Source organism: Nocardioides sp. Leaf374, assembly GCF_916862475.1.
In the GTDB taxonomy this organism is placed as follows: Bacteria; Actinomycetota; Actinomycetes; order Propionibacteriales; family Nocardioidaceae; genus Nocardioides; species Nocardioides kribbensis.
Map to the genome: position 1 here is coordinate 1 of NZ_CAKASO010000046.1, position 12,882 is coordinate 12,882.

Below are 12,882 nucleotides of genomic sequence, written 5' to 3' on the forward strand. Positions count from 1 at the left end.
CGAGACGTCGCGGGTGAAGCGGGCGAAGTGGCTGGAGACCCACCAGAAGACGGGCACGACCACGAGCGAGGCGAGCGCGAGCTCCCACTGCAGCCACAGCAGCGCGCCCACGAAGAGCACCAGCCGCAGCAGGGCGCCCAGACCGGTGGCGAGCTGGCCGACCATGAAGCTCTCCACCGCGCTCACGTCGGAGGTCAGGCGGGCCATGGTGTCGCCGAGGCGGCGCCGGTCCTGCACCGTGGCGGGCTGGTGCAGGACGTGCTCGAAGGCGTCGCGCCGCAGGTCGACGAGGAAGCGCTGGGAGACCCAGGTGGACAGGTAGTCGTCGGCGCTCGAGACCAGGCCGCTGGCGAGGTTGAGCGCGAGGTAGGCCGCGGCGAGGGTGAGGAGCGGGGAGAAGTCGGCCGGCACCAGCACGTCGTCGACGAGGCGCTGGAAGAGCACGATCTCGACGACCTCGATGGCCGGGGCGGCCGCCAGGAGCACCAGCCCGAGGGCCAGCCAGCCGCGCAGCGGACGCAGTCGTGGCCAGAAGCGGCGTACGACGGCGAGCACGGTCAGCTGCCGGGCCGCGTCGACGACGGGCGCGGCGTCGGCCGCGGGGCGCAACGAGGCGATCAGCCTCCGCCAGGCTCGGCGCATCGGGGGTCTCCTCCGGTGGTGGGAACGGCCGCGACGGGGGTGGCTCGCTGCGTGGGAGCCACCCCCGTCGTCCGGGCCCGCCGACGGGTGTCGGCGGACCGGTGAGCCGGGGCCTCAGTTGGTGCGCGAGCGCGAGCGGCTGCGGTTGCGACGGTTGCGGCGGCGGCGCCGGCGACGGCCGCCGTCGCGGCTGTCGGTGTCGGCGCGGCGGGCCATGGTGGCCGGCTTGACGGCGGTGAAGATGCTGGAGCGTGCCATGACGGTCTCTTCTCTCTCGTGCGGTCCGCCCGGCCCTGAGGCCGGGGCGGCCACCCCGGTGGGGCGACGAGAAGAACTCTGCGGCGGCCCGGTGAGGCACGCGTGAGGCGCCGATGAGAGGGCTCTCACCCGTCTCATCGACGCCTCACGTGCCGGTCACGCGCCGGCCACGACCGCCGGCCGGCCGGCGGACTCAGGACCAGTACACGACCACGTCGTCGCCCAGCCGGACCTCGTCGAAGAGGGCGGCGACCCCGGCGAGGTCGCGGGTGTTGACGCAGCCGTGCGAGGCGCCGGCGTAGCCGGTGGCGGCGAAGTCGGGGGAGTAGTGCACGGCCTGTCCGCCGGAGAAGAACATGGCGTAGGGCATCGCGGTGTCGTAGAGGCTCGAGACGTGGTCGCGGCTCATCCGGTAGACCTCGAAGACCCCCTCGCGGGTGGGGGTCCCGGCGGCGCCGAAGCGGGCGTCGAGGGTGCGCAGCACCTCGCCGTCGACGACCCAGCGCAGCGTGCTGGTGCTCTTGTCGACGCAGATCACCCGGCCCTGGAGGCAGCGCGGGTCGAGCGCACCGGCCTGCTGCGTGCGGCCCTCGAGCTCGGCGTCGGTGGGCTCGGTGGTCATGGCCAGCAGCCGGTCCATGGTGCGCTGATCGACCTCGCCGGTGACCGGGATCGCGCGCTTGTCCTGGAAGCCGCGCACCGCCGCCTCCGTGATCTCGCCGTAGTGGTCGGTGAGCCCGGCGTCGAACCAGTCGATCTGGGCCAGCCGGGCCTGGAGCTCGCGCACCTCCGCGCCGTCGTCGCCGGGAGAGAGGAGTGCCGGACCGGGCACCAGCTCGGGTGTGGGGGACGGCGTGGCTGTGGCTGTGGCTGTCGGCGGCGGCGTGGGCGCGGTCGTGGCCGTCCGCGTCGACCGGGGGGCGGGCTCGGCCGCGGGACGGGCGGGCCGGCGCTCGGCCGCAGCGCCGGGTCGCGGGTCGGCGGCCCCCGCGCGGTCGGAGCGCTCGTGCCCACCGGACCCGCCGAGGGCGGTCGCGCCGAGCACGGCGACCAGGACGAGGGCCACGGCCAGGCCGAGGGCGAGGGAGAGGCGGCGCAGCAGGGGCATGGGAGGTCCTCGTGGTGTGGGGGTGGCCGACAGGGTCGAGCCGGTCACCAGGGAGACGCACGAGGAGGACCTCCGGTTGCCCGGGTCCCGGCGGCGGTCGCCCGGCGCCCTCCCGGCGCTCGCCCGGTGGTGCGGTGCGGTGCGGTGGTGCGGTGCGGATGGCGGCGTGCGGTGGGGTGCGGTGCGTGGACGCGGGCTAACCTCGGGGGCGTGGCCCGTGCGCAGCTCGACAAGCAACCCATCGACGTCCGTCGCATGTTCGACACCGTGGCGCGTCGCTACGACGTCACCAACGACGTGCTCTCGCTGGGCCAGGACCGCCGCTGGCGCCACGACGTCATCGAGGCCGTCGCGCCGGTCGCGGGCGAGCGCGTCCTCGACCTCGCCGCCGGCACCGGCACCTCGAGCGAGCCCTTCCACGACCGCGGTGCCACCGTCGTGCCGTGCGACTTCTCCCTCGGGATGCTCCGGGTGGGCAAGCAGGCCCGGCCCCACCTGCCCTTCACCGCGGGTGACGGCACGCGACTGCCCTTCGCCGACGGCACCTTCGACGCCGTGACCATCTCCTTCGGCCTGCGCAACATCGTCGACCCGCTGGCGGGCCTGCGCGAGATGCGCCGCGTGACCCGGCCCGGTGGCCGGCTGGTGGTCTGCGAGTTCAGCCACCCGACCTGGGCGCCCTTCCGCACCGTCTACCTCGAGTACCTGATGAAGGCCCTGCCGCCGATCGCCCGGGCCGTCTCCTCGGCCCCCGACGCCTACGTCTACCTCGCCGAGTCGATCCGGGCCTGGCCCGACCAGCAGGGCCTCTCCGACCTCGTCGCCGAGGCGGGCTGGACCGGCGTCGAGTGGCGCAACCTCACCGGGGGCGTCGTCGCCCTCCACCGCGCCACCGCCTGAGCCCACCCGGGCCCGACCCCGGGACCGACCCGGGACCGGCGGCGACCGACCGAGCTGGCCGGGCCGCGTCGTCGGCCATTAACGCAAGCCCGGAGTGCGTTAAATCCGCAGGTCAGCGCCGCGCACGACTCCCCGCCGACACGGAATGTGACCGGGACCACCCCCGGGTCGCCACGCCCGCGAGCGAGTGGCAGTATGTGTCCCGCGCCACTTAGTGATTCTCTTCACAAGGCCACAAGGGGCTTTCGTCGGGCATCGCTCGGGGCGCGTCGACACGGACGTGTGCCACGGGAGGTCGGACGATGGAGCTCTACACACCGGTGCTGGTGCTGGCGGCCCTGGCCGCCGGCTTCGCCGTCTTCTCGGTGGCCGTCAGCACGCTGACCGGGCCCAAGCGCTACAACCGCGCCAAGCTCGACTCCTACGAGTGCGGCATCGAGCCCACTCCGCAGCCCGTCGGCGGTGGCCGCTTCCCGGTGAAGTACTACATCACCGCGATGCTCTTCATCGTCTTCGACATCGAGATCATCTTCCTCTACCCGTGGGCCGTGCACTTCGACGCGATGGCCCTCTTCGGTCTGGTCGAGATGGTCATCTTCATCGCCACCGTCTTCGTCGCCTACGCCTACGTCTGGCGTCGCGGCGGCCTCGAGTGGGACTGATCCGCGTGGGACCGAGAGGACAGCACTGATGGGTATCGAGGAGAAGCTCCCCAGCGGCGTCCTGCTGACGACCGTCGAGGGCGTCGCGGGCTACATGCGCAAGGCCTCGTTCTGGCCCGCCACCTTCGGCCTGGCCTGCTGCGCCATCGAGATGATGACCAGCGGCGGTCCGAAGTACGACCTGGCCCGCTTCGGCATGGAGGTCTTCCGGGCCAGCCCCCGCCAGGCCGACCTGATGATCGTCGCCGGCCGGGTCAGCCAGAAGATGGCGCCGGTCCTGCGCCAGATCTACGACCAGATGGCCGAGCCCAAGTGGGTGCTCGCCATGGGCGTGTGCGCCAGCTCCGGCGGCATGTTCAACAACTACGCGATCGTGCAGGGGGTCGACCACGTCGTGCCCGTCGACATGTACCTCCCGGGCTGCCCGCCGCGCCCCGAGATGCTCATCGACGCCATCCTCAAGCTCCACGACCAGGTGCAGGCGACCAAGCTCGGCGCCAACCGCGCCGCGCAGATCGCCGAGCTCGAGGCCGAGGCGCTGACCGCGCTGCCGACCTCCGACCGCACGGGCCTGCTGCGATGAGCCCCGCCGAGGAGCCCACGCAGGGCGGCGCCCGCGGCACGGTCGACCAGGCCGCCACCGACCAGTCCCCGGAGAACCTCCCGGCCCCGCCCGAGGGCCAGCCGGGCTCGCAGACGGTGCGCCAGGTCGGCGAGCGGCGCGGCATGTTCGGGGTCAAGGGCTCCGGCGACACCAGCGGCTACGGCGGCCTGCGCGCCGCCGTCCGCTACCCCGCGGCCACCGCGCGGCCCTACGGCGGCTGGTTCGACGAGGTCGCCGACGCCCTCGAGGTCGCGGCGCGCGGTGCCGGCGTCGAGCGGGCCGTCGAGAGCGTCGTGGTGCACCGGGGCGAGATCACCTTCCACGTGCGTCCCGACGACCTCCTGGTGCTGGCGCGGCTGCTGCGCGACGAGCCCCGGCTGCGTTTCGAGCTGCTCTCGAGCGTGAGCGGCGTGCACTACCCCGCGGACGCCGGCCACGAGCTCCACGTCGTGCACCACCTGCTGTCGATGACCCACAACCGCCGCATCCGGCTCGAGGTCGCCGTGCCCGACACCGACCCGCGGCTGCCGTCGCTGGTGCCGGTCTACCCCACGGCCGACTGGCACGAGCGGGAGACGTGGGACATGTTCGGCGTGCTCTTCGAGGGCCACCCCTCGCTGACCCGCATCCTCATGCCCGACGACTGGCCCGGCCACCCGCAGCGCAAGGACTACCCGCTGGGCGGCATCCCGGTCGAGTACAAGGGCGGCACCGTCCCCCCGCCCGACCAGCGCCGCTCCTACAGCTGATGCGCTCCCCGCACCGGCCCGCCCGCGCCCTCAGCCACTCCCTCGCCCACCGTCCCCGGAGGTCAGCATGACGACCCAGGAAGACCTGTACGCCGGCACCAGCGAGACCACCGAGGGCCGTGTCTTCACGGTCACCGGGCAGGACTGGGACCAGATCGCCGAGGGTCTGGCCGAGGACGCCGAGGAGCGCGTCGTCGTCAACATGGGCCCCCAGCACCCCTCGACCCACGGCGTGCTGCGGCTGATCCTGGAGCTCGAGGGCGAGACGGTCACCGAGGCCCGCTGCGGCATCGGCTACCTCCACACCGGCATCGAGAAGAACATGGAGTACCGCTCCTGGGTGCAGGGCGTGACCTTCTGCACCCGCATGGACTACCTCAGCCCGTTCTTCAACGAGGCCACCTACGTCCTCGGCGTCGAGCGGCTGCTCGACATCGAGGCCGACGTGCCCGAGAAGGCCCAGGTCATGCGGGTCCTGCTCATGGAGCTCAACCGCATCTCCTCCCACCTCGTGGCCATCGCCACGGGCGGCATGGAGATCGGCGCGCTGACCGTGATGACGATCGGCTTCCGCGAGCGCGAGCTGGTGCTCGACCTCTTCGAGCTCATCACCGGGCTGCGCATGAACCACGCCTTCATCCGCCCCGGCGGCGTGGCGCAGGACCTCCCCGCCGGCGCCCTGGAGGAGATCGCCTCCTTCGTGGCGCTGATGAAGAAGCGCCTGCCCGAGTACGCCGCGCTGTGCAACGCCAACCCGATCTTCAAGGCCCGCCTGGAGGGCGTCGGCCACCTCGACCTGGAGGGCTGCCTGGCCCTGGGTCTCACCGGACCCCCGCTGCGCGCCAGCGGCTACCCGTGGGACCTGCGCAAGACCCAGCCCTACTCCGGCTACGAGGACTACGACTTCGACGTCCAGACCTGGGACACCGCCGACGCCTACGGCCGCTTCCGGGTGCGCCTGGCGGAGATGTGGGAGTCGCTGAAGATCGTCGAGCAGGCCGCGGCCCGCCTCGCCGGCCTCGAGGGCGCGCCGGTCATGGTCGCCGACCGCAAGATCGCCTGGCCCAGCCAGCTGGCCATCGGCTCCGACGGCATGGGCAACAGCCTCGACCACATCCGCCACATCATGGGCGAGTCGATGGAGGCCCTCATCCACCACTTCAAGCTGGTCACCGAGGGCTTCCGGGTGCCGGAGGGCCAGGCCTACGTGCCGGTGGAGTCGCCCCGCGGGGAGCTCGGTGCCCACGTCGTCTCCGACGGCGGCACCCGCCCCTTCCGCGCCCACTTCCGCGACCCGTCCTTCACCAACCTGCAGGCCACGAGCGTGATGAGCGAGGGCGGCATGGTCGCCGACGTCATCGTCGCGATCGCGAGCATCGACCCCGTCATGGGAGGCGTGGACCGCTGATGATCAGCCAGGAGACCTACGACGAGCTCACGGCGATCGCCGCGCGCTACCCCGAGGCCCGCTCGGGCCTGCTGCCCATGCTCCACCTCGTGCAGTCGGTCGAGGGACGGGTGACCCCCGAGGGCATCGAGACCTGCGCCGACATCCTCGGGATCTCCGCGGCCGAGGTCAGCGGGGTCGCGACGTTCTACACGATGTACAAGCGCAAGCCGGTCGGCGACTACCACGTGGGGGTCTGCACCAACACGCTGTGCGCGGTGATGGGCGGCGACGAGATCTTCGCCCGGCTCAAGGAGCACCTTGACGTCGGCAACGACGAGACCACCCGGCTGCGCGACGGCGACCGGGCCACCGTGACGCTGGAGCACCTGGAGTGCAACGCGGCCTGCGACTACGCCCCGGTGATGATGGTCAACTGGGAGTTCATGGACACCATGACGCCCACCTCGGCGGTCGACCTGGTCGACGACCTGCGCGCCGGGCGGGAGGTCACCTCGACCCGGGGCCCGCGCATCTGCACCTGGCGCGAGGCCGAGCGGGTGCTGGCCGGCTTCCCCGACGGCCGCGCCGACGAGGGGCCGTCGGCCGGACCGGCCTCGCTGGTCGGGCTCGGCATCGCCCGTGAGCGCGGCTGGTCGGCGCCCCCGTCGGACCGTGACGGTGCGGCCGACGCCGTCCCGGAGGAGCCGGGCGAGGAGCTCGCGGCCGCGCGCGAGTCCGACGACAACCAGGCCGAGCAGGCCGTCGTGGAGGCGGAGAGCGGCTCGTCCGAGACCGCCGCCGAGAAGGGAGAGGCGACATGACCGCACCAGACACCCTGACCCCCGTGCTCACCGCCACGTGGGCCGACGAGCGCAGCTGGACCCTCGACTCCTACACCGCCAGCGGCGGCTACGAGGGCCTGCGCCGCGCGCTCACCATGAGCCCCGACGACGTCATCGCCGAGGTCAAGGACTCCGGCCTGCGCGGGCGGGGAGGAGCGGGCTTCCCCACGGGCATGAAGTGGGGCTTCATCCCCCAGGACAACCCGAAGCCGAAGTACCTCGTCGTCAACGCCGACGAGTCCGAGCCGGGCACCTGCAAGGACGTCCCGCTGATGATGGCCTCGCCCCACACCCTGGTCGAGGGCGTGATCATCAGCTGCTTCGCCATCCGGGCCCACACGGCCTTCATCTACATCCGCGGCGAGGTGCTGCACGTGGTGCGCCGGGTGCAGGCCGCGGTGGCCGAGGCCTACGCCGCCGGCCACCTCGGACGCGACATCCACGGCTCCGGCTTCGACCTCGACGTCGTGGTCCACGCCGGTGCCGGCGCCTACATCTGCGGGGAGGAGACCGCGCTGCTCGAGGGCCTCGAGGGTCGTCGCGGGCAGCCGCGCCTGCGCCCGCCCTTCCCGGCCGTCGCGGGCCTCTACGCCAGCCCCACGGTGATCAACAACGTGGAGTCGATCGCCTCGGTGCCCAGCATCGTGCGTCACGGCGCCGCGTGGTTCGCCTCGATGGGCACCGAGAAGTCCAAGGGCTTCGGCATCTTCTCCCTCTCGGGCCACGTCACCCGCCCCGGGCAGTACGAGGCACCGCTCGGCATCACGCTGCGCGAGCTGATCGGGCTGGCCGGCGGCATCCGCGAGGGCCACGAGCTGAAGTTCTGGACCCCGGGCGGTTCCTCGACGCCGCTGCTCACCGCCGAGCACCTCGACCTGCCGCTCGACTTCGAGGGCATGGCCGCGGCCGGCACGATGCTCGGCACCCGCGCCATCCAGCTCTTCGACGAGACCACGTGCGTGGTGCGCGCCGTGCTGCGCTGGACGGAGTTCTACAAGCACGAGTCCTGCGGCAAGTGCACCCCGTGCCGCGAGGGCACGTGGTGGCTCGTGCAGACCCTCGCCGCGCTCGAGCGCGGCCAGGGCAGCGAGGCCGACCTCGACCTCCTGCTCGACCAGTGCGACAACATCCTGGGCCGCTCCTTCTGCGCCCTGGGCGACGGCGCCACCAGCCCCATCACCAGCTCCATCAGGTTCTTCCGCGAGGAGTACCTCGCCCACCTCACCCACGGCGGCTGCCCCTTCGACGCGGCCCGCTCCACCGCCTGGGCTGGACAGGAGGCGCTCGCATGAGCGACGTCGAGCAGCGCACCGACCTGGTCTCGGTGACCATCGACGGGATCCAGGTCAGCGTGCCGCGCGACACCCTGGTCATCCGCGCCGCCGAGCAGGTCGGCGTGCAGATCCCGCGCTTCTGCGACCACCCGCTGCTCGCGCCCGTCGGCGCCTGTCGCCAGTGCCTGGTCGACGTGCCCGACGCCGGCAACGGCCGCGGCTTCCCCAAGCCGCAGGCCTCCTGCACCCTGCCGGTGGCCGAGGGCATGGTCGTGGAGACCCAGGCCACCAGCGAGGTCGCCGACAAGGCCCAGCAGGGGGTCATGGAGTTCCTGCTGGTCAACCACCCGCTCGACTGCCCGGTGTGCGACAAGGGCGGCGAGTGCCCCCTGCAGAACCAGGCGATGAGCAACGGGCGCGGCGAGTCGCGCTTCGCCGGCTCCGGCAGCGGCGGGGTCAAGCGCACCTTCCCCAAGCCGATCAACCTCTCCCCGCAGGTGCTGCTCGACCGCGAGCGCTGCATCGTGTGCCAGCGCTGCACCCGCTTCGCCGAGGAGATCCCCGGCGACCCCTTCATCGCGCTGGTCGAGCGCGGCGCGCAGCAGCAGATCGGCATCGCCGAGGACGCGCCGTTCCTGTCGTACTTCTCCGGCAACACCATCCAGATCTGCCCGGTCGGCGCGCTGACCTCGGAGTCCTACCGGTTCCGCTCGCGCCCCTTCGACCTCGTCTCGAGCCCGTCGGTGGCCGAGCACGACGCCTGCGGCGCCGCGATCCGCGTCGACCACCGCCGCGGCAAGGTGATGCGCCGTCTCGCCGGCAACGACCCCGAGGTCAACGAGGAGTGGATCACCGACAAGGACCGCTTCGCCTTCACCTACGCCACGCAGCCCGACCGGATCACCTACCCCCGGGTGCGCGACCGCGTCGAGGACGGCGGCGACGGCTCGCTGCGCCCCGCGTCCTGGCCGGAGGCCTTCGCGGTCGCCGCCCGTGGGCTCGCCGCGGCCGGTGCCTGCGCCGTCCTGCCCGGCGGCCGGGTCACCGCCGAGGACGCCTACGCCTACGCCAAGCTGGCCCGCGTCTCGCTCGGCACCAACGACGTCGACTTCCGCGCCCGCCCGCTCTCGGCCGAGGAGGAGTCCTTCCTGGCCGGCCACGTCGTGCTCACCGGCCCCGGCGACGGCGGCGTCACGTACGCCGACCTGGAGCGGGCCTCCAGCGTGGTGCTCGTCGGCCTCGAGCCCGAGGAGGAGGCCGGCACGCTCTTCCTGCGCCTGCGCAAGGCCTCGCGCCGCGGGCTGCGCGTCGTGTCGATCGCCCCCTTCGCCACCCGCGGCCTGCGCAAGCTGTCCGGCACCCTCGTGCAGACGGTGCCGGGTCGCGAGCCCGGCGCGCTGCGCGGGCTGCTGGGGCACGCCGACCACGGCATCGACTCCCGCGCCGTCGTGCTGCTGGGCGAGCGGCTGGCCACGGTGCCCGGCGCCTACACCGCCGCGGCCGAGCTGGCCGCCCGCACCGGCGCCCGCCTGGCCTGGGTGCCGCGCCGCGCCGGCGACCGCGGTGCGCTCGAGGCCGGCTGCCTGCCGAGCCTGCTGCCCGGCGGCCGTCCGGTCGCCGACGCGGCGGCCCGTGTCGACGCCGCCACCTCCTGGGGCGTCGAGAGCGTGCCCGAGACGCCCGGTCGCGACGCCGACGCCATCGTCGCGGCGCTGCTGACCGGGGAGGTCGGCGGCCTGGTCGTCGGTGGCGTCGACCCCGACGACACCGCCGACCCCGACGCGACCCGCCGTGCCGTGGAGGCCGCCCGCTTCGTCGTGGCCCTGGAGCTGCGCGAGACCGAGGTGACCCGCGCGGCCGACGTCGTGTTCCCGGTCGCGCCGGTGGTCGGCAAGGCCGGCACCTTCGTCACCTGGGAGGGGCGGCCCCGCCCCTTCGAGGCCGTGCTGGCCGAGGCCGGCGCGCTGCCCGACCTGCGGGTGCTCTCCGGCATCGCCGAGGAGCTCGCCCGGCTCGGCCGCGGTGCCCCCCTCGGCTTCCGCACGGTCGCCGAGGTGCGTGCGGAGATGGCCGAGATCGGGCCCTGGGACGGCGAGCGGGCGACCTTCGCGCCGGTGAGCGCCCTGGACACCCCGAGCACCGACGACCCGCTGACCACCGCCGCGGGCGCCCCCGGCTCGGTGCTCGCGACCTGGAAGCAGCTGCTCGACGACGGCGCGATGCAGGCCGGCGACAAGCACCTCGCCGCCACCGCGCGGCCCGCCGTGGCCCGCGTGCCGCGCACCGTGCTCGACGCCCTCGGGCCGGTGGTCACCCTCACCGGCGACCGCGGGTCCGTCACCCTGCCCGCCGAGGCCGCCGACCTGCCCGACGGCGTGGTGTGGGTGCCCACCCGCTCCAGCGGGCGGGGCGTGCTGGCCGACCTGGCCTCGCCGGGTGCCCGCGTCACCGTGAAGGGAGCCGAGCTGTGACCCCCGACGACCTCTCCGCCTTCGGGCAGGACCCGTGGTGGCTGGTGCTGGTCAAGGCCGTGGCCATCTTCGTGGTCCTGGTCCTGCTGACCCTGTTCAACATCTGGTGGGAGCGGCGCGTCGTGGCGCGCATGCAGCACCGCATCGGCCCCAACCGCAACGGTCCCTTCGGCCTGCTGCAGTCGCTGGCCGACGGCGTGAAGCTGGCGCTGAAGGAGGACATCATCCCCAAGGCCGCCGACAAGGTGGTCTTCGTGATCGCGCCGGTCCTGGCCGTCATCCCGGCCTTCGTGACCTTCGCGGTGATCCCCTTCGGCCCCGAGGTGGGGGTGCCGTTCAGCGACCGCACCACCCCGCTGCAGCTCACCGACATGCCGGTCGCGGTGCTGTTCGTGATGGCGATCGCCTCGATCGGCATCTACGGCATCGTGCTGGGCGGCTGGTCGAGCGGCTCGACGTACTCCCTGCTCGGCGGGCTGCGCTCGAGCGCCCAGATGATCTCCTACGAGGTCGCGATGGGCCTCGCGCTGGTGGCGGTGTTCCTCTACGCCGGGTCGATGTCGACCTCGCAGATCGTGGAGGCGCAGAGCGACGTGTGGTTCGGGCTGATCCTGCTGCCCTCCTTCGTCATCTACGTCATCGCGATGGTCGGCGAGACCAACCGCGCGCCCTTCGACCTCCCCGAGGCCGAGGGCGAGCTGGTCGGCGGCTTCCACACCGAGTACTCCTCGCTGAAGTTCGCGCTGTTCTTCCTCGCCGAGTACATCAACATGGCCACGGTCTCGGCCGTGGCGACGACGCTGTTCCTCGGCGGCTGGCGCGCGCCCTTCGGCATCGAGCGGGTCTGGGAGGGCGCCAACGAGGGCTACGTCCCGGTGGTCTGGTTCTTCGCCAAGATGCTCGTCTTCATCTTCTTCTTCATCTGGCTGCGCGGCTCGCTGCCGCGACTGCGCTACGACCAGTTCATGGCCTTCGGGTGGAAGGTGCTCATCCCGGTCGCGCTGGTGTGGACCGTGGCCGTGGCCACCATGCGCCTGGCGCGCAACGAGGGCTGGTTCGCCGAGCTGCGCGACCCGGTCAGCCTCGCGATCGCCGTCGGCGTCGCGGTGGTCCTGCTCGGTGCCCTGTTCGCCTTCTCCGCCCGCGAGGGCGAGCCGGAGGAGGCGCCCGACACCGCCGCGGCCCGCCCCGGCGGCTTCCCGGTGCCGCCCATGCCCGCCGGCGGTGCCCGTCGCGGTGCGGCCGCGCCGCTGCGCTTCGCGTCCACCAGCCCGTCACCGGGAGCCGCGTCGTCCGACCCGGCCCCCGCGACCGTCCCCGCCGGTGCGGGGGAGGAGCACTGATGTCCGCCTCGACACCCGCCCAGCCCGCGAAGCGGGACCCGGAGAAGGGCCCCACGCTCAAGGAGCAGTTCTGGGACCCCGTGGCCGGTTTCGGCGTCACGTTCCGCACGATGTTCCGCAAGGTCGTCACGGAGCAGTACCCCGAGGACAAGCAGCCCACCGCCCCGCGCTTCCACGGTCGCCACCAGCTCAACCGCTGGCCCGACGGCCTGGAGAAGTGCATCGGCTGCGAGCTCTGTGCCTGGGCGTGCCCGGCCGACGCGATCTACGTCGAGGGCGCCCCCAACGTCGACGGTCCCGGCCCCGACGGCGAGGACTCCGGCCGCTTCAGCCCCGGTGAGCGCTACGGCCGCGTCTACCAGATCAACTACCTGCGCTGCATCCTGTGCGGGCTGTGCATCGAGGCCTGCCCGACCCGCGCGCTGACCATGACCAACGAGTACGAGCTGGCCGACGACAACCGCGCCGACCTCATCTACGAGAAGTCCGACCTCCTCGCGCCGCTGCTGCCCGGCATGGAGCAGCCGCCCCACGCGATGCTGCTCGGCGGCGACGAGGGCGACTACTACCGCGGTGCCTACGCCGCGCCGGCGCCGTCCTCCACCACCGAGGAGACCCCCGCGTGACCGCCTTCTGGAT

13 protein-coding genes are annotated in these 12,882 nt (G+C 73.0%); 10 read left to right on the plus strand and 3 right to left on the minus strand.

Annotation, left to right across the window (positions count from 1 at the left end; genetic code table 11):
* The 3 genes from LPA27_RS16655 to LPA27_RS16665 all read right to left on the minus strand — a co-directional run.
* Window positions 1-642, minus strand: a 642-nt coding sequence (locus tag LPA27_RS16655) for an ABC transporter transmembrane domain-containing protein (RefSeq protein ID WP_228943162.1), incomplete at its 3' end; no start/stop codon positions are given.
* A gap of 114 nt (window positions 643-756) precedes the next feature.
* Entirely contained in the window at window positions 757-900 is a 144-nt protein-coding gene (locus LPA27_RS16660) for a hypothetical protein (RefSeq protein ID WP_156697935.1), read from the minus strand.
* Between the two features lie 193 nt (window positions 901-1,093).
* Window positions 1,094-2,008 carry a L,D-transpeptidase family protein gene (locus tag LPA27_RS16665; RefSeq protein WP_228943163.1) on the minus strand — a complete coding sequence of 305 codons (915 nt, stop codon included), beginning with the start codon at window positions 2,006-2,008 and terminating at the stop codon, window positions 1,094-1,096.
* Window positions 2,009-2,218: 210 nt separating this feature from the next.
* Between LPA27_RS16665 and LPA27_RS16670 the strand changes: the two genes are divergently transcribed.
* The 10 genes from LPA27_RS16670 (at window position 2,219) to nuoI (ending at window position 12,869) form a co-directional block, all read left to right on the plus strand.
* On the plus strand, window positions 2,219-2,908 hold the full coding sequence (locus LPA27_RS16670; RefSeq protein ID WP_228943164.1) for a demethylmenaquinone methyltransferase: 690 nt from the start codon (window positions 2,219-2,221) through the stop codon (window positions 2,906-2,908).
* 302 nt (window positions 2,909-3,210) lie between these two features.
* Window positions 3,211-3,570: an NADH-quinone oxidoreductase subunit A gene (locus tag LPA27_RS16675; protein WP_056864826.1), complete on the plus strand. Its 360-nt coding sequence runs from the start codon at window positions 3,211-3,213 to the stop codon at window positions 3,568-3,570.
* A gap of 28 nt (window positions 3,571-3,598) precedes the next feature.
* On the plus strand, window positions 3,599-4,153 hold the full coding sequence (locus LPA27_RS16680) for a NuoB/complex I 20 kDa subunit family protein (RefSeq protein WP_056864825.1): 555 nt from the start codon (window positions 3,599-3,601) through the stop codon (window positions 4,151-4,153).
* A complete protein-coding gene (locus tag LPA27_RS16685; protein ID WP_267477227.1) occupies window positions 4,150-4,923 on the plus strand; it encodes an NADH-quinone oxidoreductase subunit C in 774 nt (257 codons plus the stop codon). The genes LPA27_RS16680 and LPA27_RS16685 overlap by 4 nt, the downstream gene beginning before the upstream one ends.
* Window positions 4,924-4,990: 67 nt before the next feature.
* Window positions 4,991-6,331 (plus strand): NADH-quinone oxidoreductase subunit D, encoded by a 1,341-nt coding sequence (locus LPA27_RS16690; protein WP_056864823.1) that lies wholly within the window; start codon window positions 4,991-4,993, stop codon window positions 6,329-6,331.
* Window positions 6,331-7,134 (plus strand): NADH-quinone oxidoreductase subunit NuoE, encoded by an 804-nt coding sequence (gene nuoE, locus LPA27_RS16695; protein ID WP_056864822.1) that lies wholly within the window; start codon window positions 6,331-6,333, stop codon window positions 7,132-7,134. The genes LPA27_RS16690 and nuoE overlap by 1 nt, the downstream gene beginning before the upstream one ends.
* Complete coding sequence (gene nuoF, locus LPA27_RS16700; RefSeq protein WP_056864821.1) at window positions 7,131-8,447, plus strand: NADH-quinone oxidoreductase subunit NuoF; 1,317 nt, start codon at window positions 7,131-7,133, stop codon at window positions 8,445-8,447. Before nuoE ends, nuoF begins: the two co-directional genes overlap by 4 nt.
* Complete coding sequence (locus tag LPA27_RS16705; RefSeq protein WP_228943165.1) at window positions 8,444-10,900, plus strand: NADH-quinone oxidoreductase subunit G; 2,457 nt, start codon at window positions 8,444-8,446, stop codon at window positions 10,898-10,900. Before nuoF ends, LPA27_RS16705 begins: the two co-directional genes overlap by 4 nt.
* Window positions 10,897-12,243: an NADH-quinone oxidoreductase subunit NuoH gene (nuoH, locus tag LPA27_RS16710; protein WP_228943166.1), complete on the plus strand. Its 1,347-nt coding sequence runs from the start codon at window positions 10,897-10,899 to the stop codon at window positions 12,241-12,243. The genes LPA27_RS16705 and nuoH overlap by 4 nt, the downstream gene beginning before the upstream one ends.
* Window positions 12,243-12,869, plus strand: a complete 627-nt coding sequence (gene nuoI / locus LPA27_RS16715; protein ID WP_082500376.1) for an NADH-quinone oxidoreductase subunit NuoI — start codon at window positions 12,243-12,245, stop codon at window positions 12,867-12,869. The genes nuoH and nuoI overlap by 1 nt, the downstream gene beginning before the upstream one ends.
* The last annotated feature ends 13 nt before the right edge of the window (window positions 12,870-12,882 follow it).